The following is a 19,519-nucleotide window of genomic DNA, read 5'->3' on the forward strand; positions in this document are numbered from 1 at the left end:
TATATAATATAGAAGGCCCTTTTTTCTGTTTCGTAACTCAGGCTTTAGCCCTCGGTTAGGTGCCGGGTGTTGGGCAGGCGGTGACGCTCTTGCAGAACAGCAATAACCTCCTGTAGCGGAACACCCGAGGCCACCAGCAATACCAGCAGGTGGTAAAGCAAGTCGGCAACTTCGCTGGGAAGGGTAGCGCGGCTACCACCTACGGCATCAATAACCGTTTCCACGGCCTCCTCTCCCACTTTCTGGGCAATTTTGGGCATCCCCTTCTTGAAGAGCGAAACCGTGTAAGACGTGGGCGCGCGTTCCGGGAACTGGTGCCGCTCTACGATAAGCCGCTCCAAGTCAGCTAAAAAGCCAACTGGCGCGGCTGGCACGGCAGACTGGCCCAATTGCTCGAAGCAGCTGATGGTGCCGCGGTGGCAGGTAGGGCCGGCCGGTACGGCCCGCACCAAAATGGCGTCGGCATCACAATCGATGTGCAGGCTCACAACGGTTAAGAAGTTGCCGCTACTCTCCCCTTTTACCCACAAGCGGTTTTTGGAACGCGAGAAAAAAGTCACTTTTCCGTCCGCCTGGGTGCGTTCCCACGCCTCCGCGTTCATGTAGCCGAGCATGAGCACTTGGCCGGTATCAGCATCCTGAATGATGGCGGGCAGTAGGCCGGTAGCTGCGTCGAAGCGCAACGCCGCCGGAGGTGAGGTAACAGGGGTCATGGAGGTAAGTTAGTCAGGTAAACCGTCTTTGCTACAACCGGATGGCAATGCCTTCGGCGTGCAAATACTGCTTCAACGCGGGCAGAGCCGTTTCATTGAAGTGAAAAATACTAGCTGCCAGGGCTGCATCTGCGCCCCCAGCCCGAAACACGGCCGTAAAATCAGCTGGCTGGCCGGCACCGCCCGACGCAATAACCGGAACGGGCACCGCTTCGCTAACGGCCCGCGTCAGTTCGAGGGCAAAGCCGGCTTTGGTGCCGTCGTGGCTCATGGAGGTAAGCAGTAGCTCACCTGCGCCCAGCTCGGCCGCCTCACGGCACCAGTGCACCGCCTGCCACCCGGTGGCCACGGTGCCGGCCCGCGTCATTACCTGCCATTCCCGGTCAACCAGGCGGGCATCAACGGCCACCACCACGCACTGCGAGCCAAAGCGACGCGCTAATTCGGAGATAAAAGCCGGCCGCGCCAAAGCCGCGGAGTTAATGGACACCTTGTCGGCACCGCTCATCAGCAGCGCCTCCACGTCGGCTACCGTGCTGATGCCACCGCCAACGGTAAAAGGAATATCCAGCACCCGGGCCACGTCGCGCACCAGGTCCGTGAGGGGTTGCCGGCGCTGGTTGGTGGCCGTGATGTCCAAAAACACCAGCTCGTCGGCTCCTTCCTGGGCATACCGGGCCGCCAAGGAAACGGGGTCCCCGGCATCGCGCAGGCCCTCGAACTGAATGCCTTTAACGGTTCGGCCGTCCCGCACGTCGAGGCAGGGAATAAGACGCTTTTTAACCACGAAACAAGAGCATTAATGGGGTTGAAAGTACTGTGGAAGCAGATAACTACAGGAAGGGCTTCAAATCGGGCGGCTTGATGGTTCCCTCGTACAGGGCCTTGCCGATGATGGCGCCGTGCATGCCGGCGGCGGCAAGGGCCTCCACGTCGGCAATGGTGGTAACGCCGCCACTGGCTACAAAGCGGGCCGTGGGAAACTGCTTGATAAGCGTCTGGTAGATTTCCAGCGAAGGCCCCTGCAGAAGGCCGTCTTTACTCACATCGGTGCAAATGAACGTGCTGGCCCCGGCTCCCAGATAGCTAGTGATAAAGTCCACCAGAGTCAGGGCGCTTTTATCGGCCCACGCATTAATCATGATATGCTCCCCCTTGAAATCAGCGCCAATAAAGATGGTATCGGAGCCGTACCGGGCCAGCCAGGCTTCCACGGTGGGTTGTTCGCGCACGGCCAGGCTACCGGCCGTCACGTGCCTGGCGCCGGCATCGAGTACCTGCGTTAAGGAAGCTTGCGTCTGGATGCCGCCACCGGCATCAATGTCCAGCGTTGTGGCGGTGGCGATGGCCTCCAGAACTGCCAGATTGACCGGATGGCCGGCCCGGGCTCCGTCCAGGTCCACGAGGTGCAGGCGGCGCATGCCCGCATCAGCAAAGCGTTGGGCCACGGCCACGGGGTCGGAATCGTAGGTGGTTTGCCGCGCAAAGTCGCCGGCGCTGAGCCGCACGCATTGGCCATTGACCAGGTCGATAGCAGGAATAATTTCCAAAACAGTTGCAGAATTGATGGAGAGATATAAACCTACAGGTTCAGAAAATTGGCGAGAATGCGTGTACCCACCGCACCGCTTTTTTCGGTATGGAACTGCACGCCGTGGAAATTACAGTGCTGCACCGCCGCACTAAACGGAGCCGGGTGGCTTGCCTGAGCAGTGGTGTAGTCCCCCACTGGCGCGTAGTAGCTGTGCACGAAGTATACGTGGTCGGCATCCGTTAAGCCCGCAAACAACGGGCCCAGCAAACGCTGCAGGTTGTTCCAACCCATATGAGGGACCTTGTGCGTAGCGTCGGGCACGAACCGCTGTACGTTGAAGGGCAATAGTCCCAGCAAGGGCGTATCATTCTCTTCGCTGTGCATGCCCAGTAGCTGCATGCCCAGGCATATGCCCAGGAAAGGTTGCGTCAGGGTGGGCAGGACTTCGTGCAGGCCCGCAGCCCGCAGGGCCTCCATGGCCGAGGCAGCTTCACCCTCACCGGGAAAGAGGACCTTGTCGGCTTTGCGCAGCATTTCCGGGTCAGCGGTGAGAGTGGCCTGCGCGCCTAGGCGCTCCAGTGCAAATAGCACCGATTGAACGTTGCCGCCTTTATAGTCAACTACCGCAATTTCCATGGGCTATATATTATTCATTTGTATATATCATCCGCAAACGAATATTAATCCATTTGTGAACCAATGTCTTCCTACAAAATTCCCTTGGTGCTCGGAATAGCCGCCGACTCATCGCGTTGCAAAGCCATTTTAATGGCCTTGGCAACTGCTTTGAAAATGGCTTCTATCTTGTGGTGCTCGTTGTCGCCGGTACAGGAGATATTGAGGGTGGCCCGGGAGTTGTCGGTAAAGGACTTGAAGAAGTGAAAAAACAGCTCAGTGGGCAGGTCGCCGACCCGCTCCCGCTTAAACTCGGCATCCCAGACCAACCAAGGGCGGCCAGCGAAATCGATGGCCGCTTGAGCTAAGGCTTCGTCCATGGGCAAAAGAAAACCATAGCGGGCCAGTCCTCGCTTGTCGCCCAGGGCTTGCGAGAAAGCCGTGCCTAGAGCCAGAGCCGTATCCTCCACTGTGTGGTGCTCATCAATGTGCAAATCGCCTTTTACACGAATGTGTAAATCAACCCCACTGTGCCGGCCCAACTGCTCAAGCATGTGGTCGAAGAAGCCCAGCCCGGTATGAATGTCCGTTTTGCCGGTTCCATCCAGGTTGAGCTCAATGGCAATCTGGGTTTCGTTGGTATTACGCTCAATGACTGCGATGCGCGCCGGGTAGCGCAGGTGTTGGTAGATGGCTTCCCAGCTGGTGGTGGTGAGGGCGGCGCGCGCGTTGGGCTCCTCTCCTATCAGAATGGCGCGGCTGCCCAGGTTGATGGCCAACTCAACGTCGGTAAGCCGGTCGCCGATTACGTAGGAATTGGCCAGGTCGTATTCATTGGCCGGGTCCAGGTATTGCCCCAGCAAGCCGGTACGGGGCTTGCGGGTGTCCAGGTTTTCGTGCGGAAAGCTGCGGTCAATCAATTCGGCGGCAAAGTGCACGCCTTCGCCGGCCAGAATCTCCTGCATCAACCGATGCGGCGGCCAGAACGTGTCTTCCGGGAAGCTGGCAGTGCCCAGTCCGTCCTGGTTGGTCACGAGCACCAGCTCGTACTCGGGCAGGTCGCGTGCAATGCGGGCCAGCGCGCTGATGCAGCCGGGCAGAAACGCAAACTTTTCCAGGCTGTCTACCTGCTGGCTGGGCTGCGGCTCGACAAGGATGGTGCCGTCGCGGTCGATAAAGAGGGCCTTTTTCAAAACGTGTGTTACTATGGGAAGCGAATGGGTAATAGCGCTGGCGCGCTTACTGGGCGGTGGCAACCGAGGCGGGCCGCGCTGCTCCTATTTCCTGCAGCGCCGCCAATAGTTGGGCATTTTCGGCACTGGTGCCCACCGTCAGGCGCAAGCAACCGGCGCAACCGGGCTGGCTGGTGCGGTTCCGAACCACAATGCCGCGGGCCTGCAACTGGTCGTACACCGCCGTGGCATCCACATTGAAGCGCACCAGCAGGAAGTTGGCATCCGAGGGAAATACGTGCTCCACGATGGGCAGCGCGGGCAGGGCGTCATTAAGCAGTTCACGCCCTTGCAGCAGCTCCGCCTGCATCTGTGGCAGCTGCGAGGCCGCATTGAGGGCGGCCAGCGCGTGCTGCTGCGTGGCAGCGGAAATATTGTACGGAGGCTTTATTTTATTGAAGTAGGCAATGACAGCCGGGGCGGCGTACGCCACGCCCAGTCGCAGGCCGGCCAGTCCCCAGGCTTTCGAGAAAGTCTGGAGCACCACCAAGCGCGGAAATTCCGCCAGGCGCGTAACCCAGCTTGGCGCATCAGCGAAGTCGGCATAGGCTTCATCAACCACCACAAATCCCTTGAAGGACTTCAGGATTGTCTCCAATGCTTCCTGCGCAAGCAGGTTGCCCGTTGGGTTGTTCGGCGAGCACAGGAACACCACCTTGGCTTTGGAAGCGACCAGCACGTCGGCCGCATTGGCGGGCAGCTGATAATCGGGCGTGAGCAGTAGCCGCTCAACGCGCACATCGTTGAGGTTGGCGGCCACCTCGTACATGCCGTAGGTGGGCGGACACACCACAATGCTGTCCTGACCGGGAGTACAGGCCAGGCGTACGAGCAAATCAATGGCCTCATCGGAGCCATTGCCCAGGAAAATATTCTCCGGCCGCACGCCTTTCAGGCGCGCCAGTTCCACTTTGATGGCGCGTTGGTGCGGGTCGGGGTACCGGCTGAAATCATCGGGGCCGACCGAGCCCAGGCTGTTTTCGTTGGCATCGAGCATCACGGCCGCCATTCCTTCAAACTCATCCCGAGCTGAGGAATAAGCCTGCATACGCTCCACGCTGGGCCGAATCAGGCCAGCGTAGTGATTTACAGTTGCCGCCACCTCTTCAAGCGGCGCGGCGGAACCGTCAACTTCCAATGAAGCCAGCCGCACGCTCACGGCACGGGCGTGGGCCGATAATCCTTCGGCCTCGGCCATGGTTTCTACCACGGGGCCCAGAGCACGCAGCCCCGTTTCCGTGAGCCGCTGGAAGGTGATTTTTTTGACGAAGGAGTCGAGCGAAACCCCGCTGTACTGGCGGGCGTAACCGCCCGTGGGCAAGGTGTGGTTGGTGCCGGAGGCGTAGTCGCCCACCGCCTCGGGCGTGAGGTGACCCAGAAATACGGAGCCCGCATTGGTCACCTGGGCTGCCAATTCTTCGGCCTGGTTGGTGGCCAGAATTAGGTGCTCGGGGGCGTATAGATTGGAGAAGCGCATCATGGCCTGGGCATCTTCCAGCAGCAGTGCGCGGCTGTTGGCCAGCGCCGTGGCGGCAAGGTCCCGGCGGGGCAGCGTGGCCAACTGGCGTTCCAGCTCCGCCTTCACTTCTTCGATTACTGCGGCGGAGTCGCTAAGCAACACCACCTGTGAATCCGGGCCGTGCTCGGCCTGGGACAGCAGGTCGGCCGCCACGAAGGCGGGCGTAGCCGAAGCATCTGCCATCACAAGCACCTCCGAGGGTCCGGCGGGCATGTCGATGGCCACGCCGTAGTCGGCGGCGGCGAGCTGCTTAGCCGCCGTCACGTAGCGGTTGCCCGGGCCAAATATCTTATCCACGGCCGGCACGGAGCCGGTACCGAGGGCCAGCGCCGCTACAGCCTGCGCCCCGCCGGCTTTCACTACGGTGCGGATGCCCAGCACTTGGGCCACAAACAGGATAATCGGGCTCACTGAGCCGTTCGGCTGGGGCGGCGTGCATACTACAATTTCGTGGCAGCCGGCCAGCCGGGCCGGCACACCCAGCATCAGCAAGGTGCTGAACAAGGGAGCGGAGCCCCCAGGCACATACAGGCCCACGCGCTGCACCGGTACCGACCGGCGCGAGCACGCCACGCCGGGCAGGGTTTCCACGCGCAGCTCGGGGTCGCGCTGGGCGGCGTGAAATGCCTCGATGTTGGCTTTGGCCTGCATAATGGCCGCTTGCAACTCGGCAGGTACTTGGGCGGCAGCGGCGGCAAACTCCGCCTCTGACACCCGCAGCTCCCCCACGGTGGCTTTGTCAAGCTCCAGGGCCAGGGCGCGCAGGGCGTCATCGCCCCGCTCCTGCACCTGAGCAAAAATGCTGCGCACCCGGGCCGCTACCTGCGGGGCTTCGGCAGCGGCGGGGCGCTGCAGCAAGCCGGTCCACGTGCTGGGGTCGGGATAGGAATATACTTGCATGACGAAACGGCTAGGCAATCATTTTTTCAATGGGCAATACCAGAATGCCCTCGGCACCCACGGCCTTGAGCTGGCTGGTGATGTGCCAGAAGTCGTCTTCCTGCACCACCGACTGCACCGACACCCACCCGGCTTCGGCCAGCGGCGTGACGGTGGGCGACTTGATGCCGGGCAGCAGCCGGCGCACTTCCTCCAGGGCCGAAACGGGCGCGTTGAGCAGGATGTACTTGCTGCGCTTGGCCCGGCGCACGGCCTGCATCCGGAACCGCAGCTGCTCAAGCAGGTCGGTTTGCTCAGCCGTGAGGTTGGGCTGGGCAATGAGTACGGCCTCGGAGCGAAACACGGTTTCTACCTCGCGCAGACCATTGCCGAGCAGCGTGGAACCGCTGCTAACAATATCGCAGATGGCCTCGGCCAGCCCGATGCTGGGTGCAATTTCAACCGACCCGCTGATGGTGTGCAGGTGCGCCTGAACGCCGTTTTCGGCAAGGTAACGGCCCAGAATGTTGGGGTACGAGGTGGCAATGTTCTTGCCCTGCAACGCGGCAATGGATGCGTAGGCATCGGCGCGGGGCACGGCCAAACTCAAGCGGCACTTGCTAAAGCCTAGTGCTTCAACTTCCAAACCTGGAAAACCGGCTTCAACCAATACATTCTGGCCCACAATGCCCAAGTCGGCCACGCCATCCTGCACGTAGCCTGGGATGTCGTCATCGCGCAGAAACAGGATTTCGAGGGGGAAATTGGTGGCCTCCGTTTTCAGCTTATAGGAGCTGCTGATGAAGTTGATGCCGCACTCGCGAATGAGGGCAAGGGAGTCCTCGCTGAGGCGACCGGACTTTTGAATGGCTAAACGTAGCATGTATGGTAATTGTGGCGGGCCGTACCCGGCTGGTGCCAGGAATAACGGTGAAAGCGGTGCGAAACCGACTTAAAAACCCACCCGAAAAAATATGTTGGTTGATGCCCGGCGCGTACCGCTCCGGGGGCGGAGGTGGAGACGCGGGCGGCGGGTACTAGCTTAGCACCCGGCACACAACCCGGCCTCCCACAGATGGTGGTGGCGATGATGGGCAGCTACAACATAGCCTGTAACCGCACGGAACGCCGGTGCGGCACTTGCATCAAAGCAAAACAGGGGAGCTGAAGGGAACATCTTGTGGCAAAGGTAGGCGAGAAAATGGAACCAGCGTGCATTGCCGGCGCTATTCCATTTCGCAACTTCATACCCATTAAGGGTAACGAATGTTTGTTATACGATAGAAAATAGTTTGCAACAGAATCAGCGACTGGTGGTGATATTGGCAGTAGCAGGCGTTATTACCCATCAATTAGTCAGGTTTTAAGCGGTTTGCTGACAATCCTGGTATTCTGCCATTATCAACTTTGCACCCCGTTATATTACCCTGTTACGAGGAATTCAGACCGGTAATAAGGTTCTTCGCAGGGGCTTAGAAACGGGCAATCAGACGCAGATTTATTACCCGCTGCGAAAGGTAATTGGGCACCGAATAGGTCACGCCGTTCACGTCCTGCAGGTAATTGTAGCCGCCCACGTTGTTTGCCGCCAGCACGTTTAGCACCTCCAGTCCCAGCCACAGGCTCTCGTAACTGTAGACATGGGCTTTGGGGGCATCGTTGTTTTTCAAGCCAATAACCTTGGAGAACCCCAGGTCGACGCGGGTGTAATTAGTCGACAGGGCATCGGTGCCGCGCAAATCGGGCTGGTTGGGCGGCGAGAACGGGAGGCCTGTTCCAAACACCACGTTCACGTAGCCGCGCACGGAAGGGTTGTTCGGCAAATGGTCCTGGAAGAACACGCCCAGGTTCAGGCGCTGGTCCTGCGGGCGGCGGATGTAGCCTTTGGCATCGCGGCTCAGCTGCCGGCCGTTGCTGTCGAAGGTGCTGATGGAATCGCCCTCCACGTTCTCGCGGGTGGTGAGCAGGCCCAGGCTGAACCACGACTCCGCGCCTTTCACGAACTCACCGCTCACGCGGGTATCAAACCCGGCGGCGTAGGCGGTAGCGTTGTTCTTGGCGAAGTAGCGCAGCCGCACGTTGTCCACGTCGTAGGGCACCACGTCGGTGAGGTACTTGTAATAAGCCTCGGTGGTGAGCTTAAACGGACGGCCGAATTTCTGGAAGCTGAGGTCGCGGCCCACAATAAAATGGTAGGCTTTCTGGGCGCGCAGCGCCGGATTCAGGAAGCCTTCCTGCACACCAAGCTGCGTGGTTTGCTGGTCGCGCAGCTCGCGGTAGAACGGCGGCTGGTAGTACGCGCCCACCGCCGCCTTAAAAGACCGGTTAGGGTGGCTAGCGCTAAGCTGCGAAAACTGCACCCGCGGGCTGACGACCAGCTGGCCGTTGGTGGTCCAGTAGTGCGCCCGGGCCCCGTAAGTGAGCGTGCGCAGGGAGTCCAGGGCCCAGGTGTCCTGTAAGAATCCCTGGCTGCGGGTACTAAGCAGGCTTAAATCGCTGCGCAGGCGCAGGCGCCGCGCGTCGGGCACGAAGTCGGCCGAGTCTGCGAAGCTGTACTCGTCGAGGGTGTCTTCTACTTTTTCGCGGCCGATTTTGGCGCCCCAGCGTACCGTGTGGCTGCCGGTCGGCGCCCACCGGCCCCGGGTTTCGGCGGTGAAGATGCGGGCGGTGAGAAAATTGCGAGAGTGCTTAAACTGAGACCCGATGTCGCGCTGCCGTTGGGGCTGGTTAAACTCCGGCGAGTTGGGGTCGCGGTTGATGTCGGCAAAGGTGTAGGCCGCTTCCACGTCGCGCAGCTCGAACTCACGCGAAATCAGGGCCGACCCCAGCACCTCGACCTGCAGCCGGGACGAAAAATCGTGCTTCAGATTAAGCCCCGACTGATAGGTATCGAACTGCATCCGCTCGCGCCCCCCGTAGGCAATGAAAACCCGCGTAAACTGATTGGTACCGGTGGAAAACGTGGCCTGGCCGGTTTCGGGCGAAAAGCGGTAGTCGTTGTGGGCCAGCACGCCCATCAGCCCCAGGGTGGTGCGCTGCATGTCGTCCTTGCGGCCCAGGCCGATGTTGACGAAGGCCTGCGCATCGTAGAACGTGGGATTGTAGCCGCCCTGGGCCTGCCGCAACGAACGCAGCACGTACTGCGCATTTTTGTAGCGCACCCCGGCCAGGTAGCTCACCCGACCATTGGCCGAGCGGGCTTCGGCGTGGGCCGCGCCACCTACCAAACTACCCGTGAGGGAAGCCGCGAACTTCTCGGGCGTTTTGTAGTCAACGCTCAGCACCGAGGCCAGCTTGTCGCCGTACTTGGGCTGCCAGCCCCCGCTGCTGAACTCAATCTGCTTCACCAAATCGGGGTTGATGAAGCTAAGGCCCTCCTGCTGGGCCGCGGTCACGAGGAAGGGGCGGTAAATCTCGAACCCATTGACGTACACGAGGTTCTCGTCGTAGTTGCCGCCGCGCACGTTGTAGGTGCTGCTCAGCTCGTTGTTGCCGCTGACGCCGGGCAGGGTTTTAAGAATGGCATTGAAATCGCCAAAAGCGGAAGGAATTATCTTGGCCGAAGCAGGGTCGATGCGGGTAATGCTGACCTGCTCGCGCTCATCGGCCTGGTTGGAACGGCCCACTACGCGCACACTACCCAGGGCGCGGGCATCAAGCCGCATGGTCAGGCGCAGGGGCTGCGCGGCCTCGGCCGGCAGCTGCAGGGCCTTGCGGATGGTGAGGTAGCCCAGCCGGCGCACCACCAGCACCACCGGCTGCCCGGCCGCCGGCACGCGCACCTGTAGCGAAAAAGCACCTTCGGCCGTGGTGTTGGTGCCGCCAGCCTGGCCCTCCACTCCCACCGCCGCCAGCTCCAGCGGCTGGCCACTGGCGTCCACGAGGGTGCCGAAAAGCGTAACGGTCCCAGCCGGGGCCTGCGCCACACCGGCGGGCGCTACCTGGGCCCGGCTACTGGCTGTGGCCAGGAGCAGCAACACGCCCACGGCGGCAACCGGCAGCTTGCGGCCGCACTTTCTCTCCCTTAAATGACGACAACCCGGCGTAGCGTTTTTTTTCACGGTGCGGTAGTAACGTGCCAGCCGAGAAGCTATTGCCTGCGGCTCAGCGACGAGCCTTCGGCCCACTGGTCCAGGCCGGCCAAATGGTCGCGCAGGCGGGCCAGCGTGGCAACCGGCCCCGCAGGCGCGCTGAAAACGAAATTGCCGGCCACCAGTACGTCGGCCCCGGCCTCTACCAGCGGGCCGGCATTATCCAGGCTCACGCCGCCGTCAATTTCAATCAGAGCATCGGAGCCAGCGTCTACGAGCAGCTCTTTCAGCATGGCCACCTTTTTTAGGGTGTTGGGAATGAAGGCCTGGCCCCCAAAACCGGGATTGACGGACATCAGGAGCACCACATCCAGTTCGGCGGCAATGTCTTCGAGCATGGCCACCGGCGTGTGGGGGTTGAGAGCAACCCCGGCTTTGCAGCCCAGCTGCTTAATCTGCTGCACTACGCGGTGCAAATGCGGGCAGGCTTCGATGTGCACCGTGATAATGCTGGCGCCCGCATCGCGGAAGGCCGAGAGGTACTGCTGCGGCTCCTCTATCATCAGGTGCACATCGAGGGGCTGCTTGGCGTGGCGGGCCACGGCCTGCAGCACCGGCAAGCCAAAGGAAATATTGGGCACAAAGCGGCCGTCCATTACATCGAAGTGCAGCCAGTCGGCGGCGCTCTCGGCGAGCCGCTCGGTTTCCGCTTGCAGATTGGCTAAGTCAGCGGCCAAAAACGACGGGGCCAGCAACGGTGCGCGACGGGTTGTATTCATGGGGCGAAGATACAGCCGCCGTTCGCTCTGCCGGTGCGGCCAGCCAGCCCGGCGGCTTTACTTTTGTGCGGAACCCATTACGGGCCGGCTTTCGCGCCGCGCCTTCCCCATTTGCCTTATTCTCTTTAACCAGTGCCCCACCTCGTTCCCCTCCTTATCCGCGGCATCAACAACCTTTCCGACGCCCGCTACTGCGCGGGCATGGGCGCCGACAAGCTCACCTTTATCCTGGACCCCAGCCTGCCAGGGGCCATCGACACCAAGACCGTGCAGGAGCTCACCGGCTGGATTGCCGGAGTTGAACTAATAGGTGAGTTCGACCAGCTTACGGCACCCGAAATCAATAGCATAGCTGCAGCTTGCGCGCTCGATGCCGTGCTCCTGCGCCAGCCCCGCTCAGAGGCCGAGCTAGCCGAACTAGCGCCGCCCGTGTACGTGGAGCTGGCGGTGGGTGCAGTAGCCATCAGTCCCTACCTGTCCGACGTCCCCACCGGTTGGGTGGTGGAACTGGTAGAGCACCTGACCACCGAAACCCTGGGCTACCTGAGTAAAATCGCGGCCCAGCGCCCGCTCTGGCTCGGCCCCGGCCTGCACCCCGAGCAGGCCCGCGAGCTGGTGAACCTGTTGCCTTTGGCGGGAATCGTTTTGCCATCCGGCGACGAAGTAAAGCCCGGCCTACGCGACTTCGACCAGCTCGAAGCCGTCTTCGAAGCCTTGGAAATAGATTAGGCAGGGTACCGATGTAAAACGATGTGTACGCAAAAGGCCGGTTGCAATGGATGCAGCCGGCCTTTTTTCTATCAAGCAATCAACGCTACGTCAGCCGGAACTGAACGTATTTGATGGGCACGCCCACGGCGCGGTACTTACTCTCGAAGTTGGTTTGAATAGCCTGCGCTTCGGTGAATTCAGGAGCGGTTTCGGCGTATAAGTTGCGGGTGAAGCGCTCAACGGTAGTGCCTAGGCGAGCCGCCAGCGTTTCCAGCGTGTACTCAAACAGGCCTTCATTATCTGTTTTGAGGTGCAGCAGGCCTCCTGCAACCAGCAATTGCTCATACAAACCCAAGAAACGGGGCGAAGTCAACCGCCGTTTGATGTCCCGGTCCCGCGGGCGGGGGTCGGGGAAGGTAATCCAGATTTCATCCAGCTCGCCCGGCCCAAACTGCGCCGCCAGCGCTTCGGCACGCATTCTCACGAAACCCACGTTGGTTAAGCCCATCTCGGCGGCCCGGGTGCTGCCGCGCCAGATTCGCTCCCCTTTGATATCGAGGCCCAGAAAATTGCGCGAGGGATGCCGCTGAGCCAGGCCCACCGTGTATTCGCCTTTGCCACAGCCCACTTCGAGGGTTACGGGGTTGGGCGCCTGAAAGAAATCGGTGCGCCACCGCCCGCCCAGCTGCTCGTATTCGGGTTTGCCGGGCTCAATAATGTCGGGCCGGGAAGCATTGTCGGTGAAGCGGTAAAGTTTTACGCGAGGCAAAATAGAAACTGAATGGATGGTAAACGAAAGAATATTGCCAACTAGGCTTGAGCGTACAGCTCCTCAACTTCGGCCACCACAAACGTGCTACCGCCGATGAAAACGACATCCTCGGGCTGGGCCGCGGCACGGGCTGCCGCCACAGCCGCCGCAACCGAGGCATAAGATTCGCCCCGCAGGTCCAGTGTAGCCGCCTGTTGCGCGAGCTGCCCGGCAGGCAGGGCCCGCGGAATGTTGGCCGCACAAAAATAATAGGTGGCGGCCAAAGGCAGTAATTGGAGCATCCCGGCCACGTCTTTGTCATTCACCGCGCCAATCACCAGATGCAGCTTCTGGTGCGGCAGTCGCTGCAGCTGCGCCATGACCAGCTGCAGGCCGGCGGCATTGTGCGCAGTGTCGCACACCACCGTGGGCCGCTGACCGATGATGCTCCAGCGGCCGCGCAGGCCCGTGAGCTGCGTCACCTGCCGGAGGCCGGTGCGAATGGCTGCCTCCGTGAGCCGAAACCCCAACGCCCGGAGCTCATCCAGGGTAGCCAGCACGCCAGGCAGGTTGAGCAGCTGGTAGTCGCCGGGCAAGCCGAGCTCGGCATTAGGCAGATACGGGCGGCCGTGCTGCGTAACAGCCACGGCGCGCAGCGCCGTATCCGGAGCAGGCTCGTTGGCAAACTCAGCTTGGTAAATCTGGTCAGCATAGACCAAATGAGCCAATTTGGCGGCCGCCTCGCGCTCAAATACGCCCGCCACTTCCGGCTGGGTCTGGCTAATGACCACGGGAACGCCCGGTTTGATTATGCCCGCTTTTTCGCCCGCGATTTCTACGAGGGTATTGCCCAACAGTGCCTGGTGGTCGAAGCTGATGTTGGTGATGAGGGAAACCAGCGGCGTGATGATGTTGGTAGAATCCAGGCGCCCGCCCAGCCCAACTTCCACGATGGCCACATCCACGCGCTGTTCCGCAAAATAGGAAAAGGCCAGCGCCACGCACATCTCAAAAAACGACGGCTGGATTTCCTCAAACAACGGCCGCCAGCGCGCCACCCACGCCACCAGGTAATCGGGCGTAAGCTCCTGACCATTGACCCGCACCCGCTCGGTAAACTCCTGTAGATGCGGCGAAGTGTACAGTCCAACCTTATAACCAGCGGCTTGCAAAGCCGCAGATAACATATGTGAACTGCTCCCCTTGCCGTTGGTGCCCGCCACATGCACGCTCCGGAACTGCCGTTCGGGGTGCCCCATGGCTTCGGCCAGCACCAGCGTGTTGCCCAGTCCCTTCTTATAGCCCGAAGCGCCCACCCGCTGAAACATGGGCAATTGGTCGTAGAGATAAGCTAAGGTTTCGGAGTAAGTCAATGACATAAAAAAAGCAACGCGTTGAAAGGCACAAATTAACGGCAGCAGCTCTGTAGTTAAGCAAAAAGCCCCAGAGCCTTTCGAGAAGGTTCTGGGGCTATGGCTGTAATCGAATGGATTATCGCACCGTGATTTTGAAAGTGTAAAATCCGGTGGCTCCACCAGCAGCTGAATTGGTACGCCGGAAGGTCATATCGTTGAGTGCATCCCGGCACAGCTTTTCCTGCGCTGCCGACACGTTACCAGAAACCTTGTTGATGGACTGGATTTCCCCTTCTTCATTAATCCTAATCTTGAAACGTACCACTCCTGAATTGTCGTCAACTGCCCGAACGTTGGGACTCGAATCAGGTGCCCAGCCGCTCATCTCCAGCCCCCCGCTACCGGGGCTGCTGCCGCTGCCACCTCTGCCGGGGGCACCATATAGCGCTTTAGCATCCAGGGAGCCATTGGGGTCGCCTTGGTCACCTGTTTCGCCGGGGCGGTCACCGTTGCTGTTGCCTGTGGGGGCGTTGCTGGTGCCGTTTACGCCGTTGCCGCCGCCCGTGGCGTTGCCTTTGGGCGAGTAAACGGCCAAGGGCTTGCGCACAGGGCGGGGAGCAACTTTTACTTCTTCCTTGGGCGGCGCCGGTGTTTCAGTGGGAGCTTCAGAAACCGGGCTTTCCTCGGCTTCGCTGGTGATTATTTTTTGTTGGGACGGCGGCGTGGGGTCCGGCGTGGCGGCAGTGGCCGGGCGGGGCTGCGGGTCGGGGCTGGCAATTGGAGGCCGGCTGTCTTCGCGATTTTGGGATTTGTTGGCCATGGCCATGCTCTGAATATCTCCGGAGCCGGCTTCGTCGAGGCCGTAGTTCAACTCTACGCCGTCACCGCCCAGGGCGGTAAGCGGCGGGTTCGGGCCCTTGAAAACGGAAAACACAAATAGCAGCAGCAGCAACCCGTTGATTATCAACGTGCCAATCAGGGCCTCGCGGCGGTGCGGTTCGGGATAATCAATAGCCATGGTAGTTGTACGATTAGGCGAGCAAAGGAACCTATTTGCCCGCCTGTTGGGCCTGGGTGGCCATGACCATTTTCAGCTTGAGGCGGTTGCCAATCTCTAGAATGTCAACCAGCTTCTGAACGTTCAACGAATTATCGACCCGCAACACCACAGTGGACTGCTCCGCAGTGGGTGCCGTGCCCACCAGGGCCAACAACTCCGCCTCGACCCCAGTCGGGCTGACAGGCTTTTTGTTGACAAAATAAGTGCCCGCGGCATCCACCGACACCGTAATGGGCTGTTTCATGACCTGCTTGCTCGACCGGGCATTGGGCAGCATGAGCTTGATAACGTTGGGGTTTACCAACGTGGAAGCAATCAGGAAGAACAACATCAGGAAAAACATGATGTCGTTCATGGCGCCGGTCTCAACGTGTGAGGTGAGGCGATGACGACGGGATAAATTCATAACTAGCTGAGTTATGAATTATGAGTTATGAATTATGAAAAGTGAAATGTGAGAACCCAAATCAACAGATTCAGCGCCCCAAATTCATAACTCATAATTCTTAACTCATAACTCAATTAGTTGTCCTGCAGGATATCCATGAATTCGATGGCCGAGTTCTCCATACGGAACACCATGCGCTCGACCAGAATGCTCAGCCAGTGGTATCCTACGTGGGCAATGATGCCCACAATGAGGCCCGTGGCCGAGGTCACCAGCTTCACATACAGTCCGTCGGCTACCTGCGGAATACCGAATTCCTGGGTGGCGGCAATGGAATAGAAAATCTTGATAACCCCGATGATGGTACCCACAAAGCCAATCATGGGCGCAATACCGGCGATGATGCCCAGGATGCTAATGTTCTTTTCGAGGCGGGCAATTTCGATTTTGCCCACGTTTTCGACGCTGGTTTCAATTTCCCGCAGGGGCAGGCCGATGCGGCGCAGGCCCTTTTCCACCATGCGGGCCAGCGGCGAAGCTGTTTGGGCACACAACAGCTTCGCCCCGGATAAGTCGTTCTTTATCATCAACGAACGAATGCTGTTCATAAAGAAATCGGGGTTGCCGGCAGCCTTCCGGATGGTGAGGTAACGCTCGATGATGATGTATATCGATACACTAAAGAGGGCTACCAGGGGAATCATTACCGGCCCGCCGCGCAGAAGCAAGTCGATAAGGGGAACATCGGCGGGCACTATCGGGGCGGCCGCAAGAGCGGTATTAACAGTATCGGCCGTTGTAGCGGCGATTTGCAAGAAAAAAACAGACATGCGGACAGTTAAAATTTCAGAGTATTGTAATCACTGCGGGTCGTGACGCGTAAGCGCTGGGCTTCGCGTTGGGCTGAGGCCAGGTCAGGATAATCGGCGGCGGTAAGACGGAACAGGCGGCTGCCGAAGGGCGGCAAAATGATGTGGGACGCGTGGCCGGTGCGGGCCAGCACTTTGCGGCCCCGCTCGGCGCCCGCCATCGTGCGATAAGCTCCTGCAATGACGTAGTAACGACCAGTGCGGTTTTTAATTGTGACGGCGGCAGCCGTGTTCGCTGGCTTGGCGGGGGCCACGGCAACTGCCACGCGAGCAGCAGCCACCGGAGCGGCGGTTTCAACGACGGGAACGGGCGCAGCAGACGTAGTGGTGGCCACGGCGGGCGCAGCAACAGCCGGAGCGCTAACTACCGGGGCTGGCTTCACTTCCGGCACAGGCACAGAGGCAGCCGGGCTTGCCCCCAGCGCTGTCATACCCTCAGGCGCGGCGGGCTGGGCAGTAGTAAAGTTGTGCTGGCCGAGGTTGGCCTGTTGGGGCTCATTGGCGGTGGGCGGAGTGGCTGCCACCTGGGGCCGCGACCATTCCAGGTTGGGAAGCTGCGCCTGCCAGCCCGTGGGCGCATAGCCCGCATTGATTGCCCATTGGTAGTTAGCGAGCAGCAACAGGCCGGCGGCCATGGCGATGACGCCGCCGGGTAGCAAGCGCGTCCAGCGCGACCGCCGGGTAATGGCACCGCGCAGCGCGGGCTGCGGGCGTTTCACCCGCGCATCGGTAGCGCGCACGGGGCGGGCCGCCAGCTCGGGCAAGCCAAACGATGAAGCCAGCAGATTATCGGTGCCAGTGTACTCAAAAGCCAGGCCCCGGCCCACCGAGCGCCGGAAAATGCCGATGCCGGGCAATTCGGTGCGGTTGGTTTCGTCGAGCTCCTGCTGCAGGCCGGCCACGGCCTGGCGCACCGCCTCGCGCGCCTGCGCAATAGGCAGGTTGAGGTGCTGGCTCAAGGCGTCCACCAGCAGGCCGTCGTTGCGGGTCAGAGCCTGGTTAAAGGCGACCAGCTTGGTGGGCGGGCTCAGCGACTGCCGGCCGGGCTGGGCCCGCGCCGACGACACATCCGCCACCAACCCGCCAAAGTCCGGGATAATCACGCAGTCGTGGTCGCGGAGCAGGGGGCGGATGTGGTCGGCAAGGTGCATGGGGAGGATATTAAACGTAACAACGGCTACCCCAGCACCTGATTATCAAGACGGACTCGACATAAAAGCGCAGCTGGCAGCCTGCAACGGCAAGACTTAAAACATATAGGAAGCCCCGGCCAGTACGTTGATGCCCTTCACCGGATAGCCGTAGAAGCGCTGGTACTGACGATTGGCGAGGTTATTACCCATTACAAAGATGGATATTTTTGGCGTAATAAGGTAGTCGGCGCGCAGGTTTAGGTCCACAATCGGGTCGGTGGCCCGGTAAAAGTCGGCGCTTCTCACCTCGTTGGGCCGCGTGGCCGGGCGGTAGCTAATGCCGTAGCTGGCCGAGTAGAAGTAACCTTCCACGCCCAGCGTCAGCTTGTCGATGACATTATAGGTGCCAAATACCGACCCCTGAAACTCGGGGCGGTGAAAGGGCTGCGGCAGGTTTTTGAGGGCGTACTTATTAAAATCCATCCGGCTGCCGAGCCGGAACTTCTCGGCTGCGGTGTACAGTAGCTCGGCGTGGAGGTTGAGCACGCCGGTGGCATTCTGGTCGTACACCAGGTCAAAGCGGGTGGGGTCGATGGGATTATTGAGGTAGAAGTACAGGTTGCGGTCGCGGGCGTAGGTGGCGCGGCCGTTGAGCTCCAGGCCCCTGGCCGGTGCGGAGTTGAAGCCGGCGTAGATGGTGGGTCCGCGGTGGGTGTCGGCCAGGTTCAGGCCCCGGTTAAGCCAGGGGTTCTCGGTGGTCAGGTCGTAGCGGGTCACGCGCTGCATGGAGCCCCCCAGTCCGGCATAGACCGTGAATTTCTCCGGGGCCAGCGTGTAGCCCAGGCGCACGGCCGGGTACACCACCGTCCGGCTCACGTTGGTGGCCGTGTCGGAAGAGTAGCCCAAAGTGGCCCCCAGCGTGAAGGCGATGCGCTTGTTGGTGAATTGGTAGGCGGGAGTGGCCTGCACAAAATTGCGGCTGCGCGACACCAGCGCGGCCGGTTCGGGCCGGGCCAGGCTACCGGGGGCAATGTCTTTCTCGGCAATGAAGGAGCCATCGGCCGCCAGCGTGATGCGCCCGGCCTCTCCCAGCGCGTAGCCAAGCTTGGCGTTCAGCAGAAGGTTATTTTCGCTGGCGTCATAGATGTCGTTCCAGTACTGGTAGCCGATGCTGGCATCATACTGGAATACCTGTTCCGGGTCGCGGTTGCGGGCGTAGGCCTTCACCGCAAAGCGGTTGAAAACCTGCTTAATAGCGCTGGCCTCGGGAACGGGCGTGGCATCGGGCGTATTAGCCGCTTTTTCGTAGCCGTAGAAATTATACCGTTCGCGGCCCAGGTCCAGGGTGGCCCCAAAGGCGCCCGTGCCCCGGTACAGCTCCCCCATCAGGTGGGCACTGGTTTGGGACACGCCGGAGTTTTTGCCATCCACGGGGCCCGTCAGGGAATTGACGTGCTTGAGGTCGAGCCCGTAGGCGTGGTCGGTGTTGCGGGTACTGTGGAAATATCCGCGCCCGTAGAACGTGCCGTAATTGCCCAGCCCGGCCTTCACAAAATTTCCGGTGAGCGGAGTGGGCTCCTCGGCCCGAATGGTCAGCACTTTCACCGATGGAGACAGCCGGTTGGCGGGCAGCCGGAAATCAGGAAAGGTGTACGTCACCTTGCGCTCTACTTTGGGGGGCGCGGGCAGCTTGATTTTTTCGAAGTTGCGGGTGGCTTCGGGCAGTTGGTTTACCCGCTCCTTCACAATTTCAATCTCCGCTTCCTCAATCTGCCCCGTCTTGGGCCGGGGTTTGGTGGTTTGGGCGCTGGCGGTGGTGCCGGCAGCCCCTACTAGCATGGCGGCCAGGTACAAGCCCACTGCCACGCCCGCCCGGGGGCTTCGTACCGACCTGGCTATAGTTAAAGACAAACGCTTCATCAGCAAATTGTTATTCAATGAAAGGATACG

17 protein-coding genes are annotated in these 19,519 nt (G+C 60.6%); 1 reads left to right on the plus strand and 16 read right to left on the minus strand.

Features of this window, described 5'->3' with window-relative positions; genetic code table 11:
- Window positions 1-44: 44 nt before the first annotated feature.
- The 9 genes from hisIE to rpe all read right to left on the minus strand — a co-directional run bounded on the left by hisIE (window position 45) and on the right by rpe (window position 11,302).
- Entirely contained in the window at window positions 45-713 is a 669-nt protein-coding gene (hisIE, locus tag BEN47_RS11515) for a bifunctional phosphoribosyl-AMP cyclohydrolase/phosphoribosyl-ATP diphosphatase HisIE (protein ID WP_083322348.1), read from the minus strand.
- A gap of 31 nt (window positions 714-744) precedes the next feature.
- On the minus strand, window positions 745-1,500 hold the full coding sequence (hisF, locus tag BEN47_RS11520; RefSeq protein ID WP_070728566.1) for an imidazole glycerol phosphate synthase subunit HisF: 756 nt from the start codon (window positions 1,498-1,500) through the stop codon (window positions 745-747).
- A gap of 46 nt (window positions 1,501-1,546) precedes the next feature.
- Entirely contained in the window at window positions 1,547-2,263 is a 717-nt protein-coding gene (gene hisA / locus BEN47_RS11525; protein WP_070728567.1) for a 1-(5-phosphoribosyl)-5-[(5-phosphoribosylamino)methylideneamino]imidazole-4-carboxamide isomerase, read from the minus strand.
- A 32-nt stretch (window positions 2,264-2,295) separates the two neighbouring features.
- Complete coding sequence (hisH, locus tag BEN47_RS11530; RefSeq protein ID WP_070728568.1) at window positions 2,296-2,883, minus strand: imidazole glycerol phosphate synthase subunit HisH; 588 nt, start codon at window positions 2,881-2,883, stop codon at window positions 2,296-2,298.
- Between the two features lie 71 nt (window positions 2,884-2,954).
- Window positions 2,955-4,055, minus strand: coding sequence for a bifunctional histidinol-phosphatase/imidazoleglycerol-phosphate dehydratase HisB (hisB, locus tag BEN47_RS11535; protein WP_070728569.1), 1,101 nt, complete (start codon window positions 4,053-4,055; stop codon window positions 2,955-2,957).
- A 46-nt stretch (window positions 4,056-4,101) separates the two neighbouring features.
- The gene (gene hisD, locus BEN47_RS22655; RefSeq protein ID WP_317039507.1) at window positions 4,102-6,513 is read right to left on the minus strand and encodes a histidinol dehydrogenase; all 2,412 of its coding nucleotides are present in this window, start codon (window positions 6,511-6,513) and stop codon (window positions 4,102-4,104) included.
- A gap of 10 nt (window positions 6,514-6,523) precedes the next feature.
- Window positions 6,524-7,375, minus strand: a complete 852-nt coding sequence (gene hisG, locus BEN47_RS11545; RefSeq protein WP_070728570.1) for an ATP phosphoribosyltransferase — start codon at window positions 7,373-7,375, stop codon at window positions 6,524-6,526.
- Between the two features lie 589 nt (window positions 7,376-7,964).
- Window positions 7,965-10,553 (minus strand): TonB-dependent receptor, encoded by a 2,589-nt coding sequence (locus tag BEN47_RS11550; protein ID WP_094123029.1) that lies wholly within the window; start codon window positions 10,551-10,553, stop codon window positions 7,965-7,967.
- Window positions 10,554-10,582: 29 nt separating this feature from the next.
- Complete coding sequence (rpe, locus tag BEN47_RS11555; RefSeq protein WP_070728571.1) at window positions 10,583-11,302, minus strand: ribulose-phosphate 3-epimerase; 720 nt, start codon at window positions 11,300-11,302, stop codon at window positions 10,583-10,585.
- 132 nt (window positions 11,303-11,434) lie between these two features.
- On the opposite strand from rpe, the gene BEN47_RS11560 reads away from it, so the two are divergent.
- The gene (locus BEN47_RS11560) at window positions 11,435-12,031 is read left to right on the plus strand and encodes a beta/alpha barrel domain-containing protein (protein WP_070728572.1); all 597 of its coding nucleotides are present in this window, start codon (window positions 11,435-11,437) and stop codon (window positions 12,029-12,031) included.
- Between the two features lie 85 nt (window positions 12,032-12,116).
- Here the strand turns inward: BEN47_RS11560 and trmB are convergent, their stop codons facing one another.
- The 7 genes from trmB to BEN47_RS11595 form a co-directional block, all read right to left on the minus strand.
- Window positions 12,117-12,782 carry a tRNA (guanosine(46)-N7)-methyltransferase TrmB gene (gene trmB / locus BEN47_RS11565; protein ID WP_070728573.1) on the minus strand — a complete coding sequence of 222 codons (666 nt, stop codon included), beginning with the start codon at window positions 12,780-12,782 and terminating at the stop codon, window positions 12,117-12,119.
- A 41-nt stretch (window positions 12,783-12,823) separates the two neighbouring features.
- Entirely contained in the window at window positions 12,824-14,143 is a 1,320-nt protein-coding gene (locus tag BEN47_RS11570) for a bifunctional folylpolyglutamate synthase/dihydrofolate synthase (RefSeq protein ID WP_070728574.1), read from the minus strand.
- 112 nt (window positions 14,144-14,255) lie between these two features.
- On the minus strand, window positions 14,256-15,137 hold the full coding sequence (locus tag BEN47_RS11575) for a hypothetical protein (protein WP_070728575.1): 882 nt from the start codon (window positions 15,135-15,137) through the stop codon (window positions 14,256-14,258).
- A 31-nt stretch (window positions 15,138-15,168) separates the two neighbouring features.
- A complete protein-coding gene (locus tag BEN47_RS11580) occupies window positions 15,169-15,585 on the minus strand; it encodes an ExbD/TolR family protein (protein WP_070728576.1) in 417 nt (138 codons plus the stop codon).
- A gap of 116 nt (window positions 15,586-15,701) precedes the next feature.
- Complete coding sequence (locus tag BEN47_RS11585) at window positions 15,702-16,397, minus strand: MotA/TolQ/ExbB proton channel family protein (protein ID WP_070728577.1); 696 nt, start codon at window positions 16,395-16,397, stop codon at window positions 15,702-15,704.
- Window positions 16,398-16,405: 8 nt separating this feature from the next.
- Window positions 16,406-17,587 (minus strand): HU domain-containing protein, encoded by a 1,182-nt coding sequence (locus BEN47_RS11590; protein WP_070728578.1) that lies wholly within the window; start codon window positions 17,585-17,587, stop codon window positions 16,406-16,408.
- Window positions 17,588-17,683: 96 nt separating this feature from the next.
- Window positions 17,684-19,408, minus strand: coding sequence for a TonB-dependent receptor (locus tag BEN47_RS11595; protein WP_125921639.1), 1,725 nt, complete (start codon window positions 19,406-19,408; stop codon window positions 17,684-17,686).
- Between the last annotated feature and the right edge of the window lie 111 nt (window positions 19,409-19,519).

Source organism: Hymenobacter lapidarius (assembly GCF_001816145.1).
GTDB classification, from domain to species: Bacteria; Bacteroidota; Bacteroidia; order Cytophagales; family Hymenobacteraceae; genus Hymenobacter; species Hymenobacter lapidarius.

Excerpts from the sequence above, each read along its gene's own strand:
- rpe (WP_070728571.1), bottom strand. The coding sequence starts at position 11,302 with ATGAATACAACCCGTCGCGCACCGTTGCTGGCCCCGTCGTTTTTGGCC.
- hisD (WP_317039507.1), bottom strand. The coding sequence starts at position 6,513 with ATGCAAGTATATTCCTATCCCGACCCCAGCACGTGGACCGGCTTGCTG.
- hisH (WP_070728568.1), bottom strand. The coding sequence starts at position 2,883 with ATGGAAATTGCGGTAGTTGACTATAAAGGCGGCAACGTTCAATCGGTG.
- BEN47_RS11590 (WP_070728578.1), bottom strand. The coding sequence starts at position 17,587 with ATGCACCTTGCCGACCACATCCGCCCCCTGCTCCGCGACCACGACTGC.
- hisG (WP_070728570.1), bottom strand. The coding sequence starts at position 7,375 with ATGCTACGTTTAGCCATTCAAAAGTCCGGTCGCCTCAGCGAGGACTCC.
- BEN47_RS11575 (WP_070728575.1), bottom strand. The coding sequence starts at position 15,137 with ATGGCTATTGATTATCCCGAACCGCACCGCCGCGAGGCCCTGATTGGC.
- BEN47_RS11580 (WP_070728576.1), bottom strand. The coding sequence starts at position 15,585 with ATGAATTTATCCCGTCGTCATCGCCTCACCTCACACGTTGAGACCGGC.
- BEN47_RS11570 (WP_070728574.1), bottom strand. The coding sequence starts at position 14,143 with ATGTCATTGACTTACTCCGAAACCTTAGCTTATCTCTACGACCAATTG.
- BEN47_RS11585 (WP_070728577.1), bottom strand. The coding sequence starts at position 16,397 with ATGTCTGTTTTTTTCTTGCAAATCGCCGCTACAACGGCCGATACTGTT.
- BEN47_RS11595 (WP_125921639.1), bottom strand. The coding sequence starts at position 19,408 with ATGCTAGTAGGGGCTGCCGGCACCACCGCCAGCGCCCAAACCACCAAA.
- hisIE (WP_083322348.1), bottom strand. The coding sequence starts at position 713 with ATGACCCCTGTTACCTCACCTCCGGCGGCGTTGCGCTTCGACGCAGCT.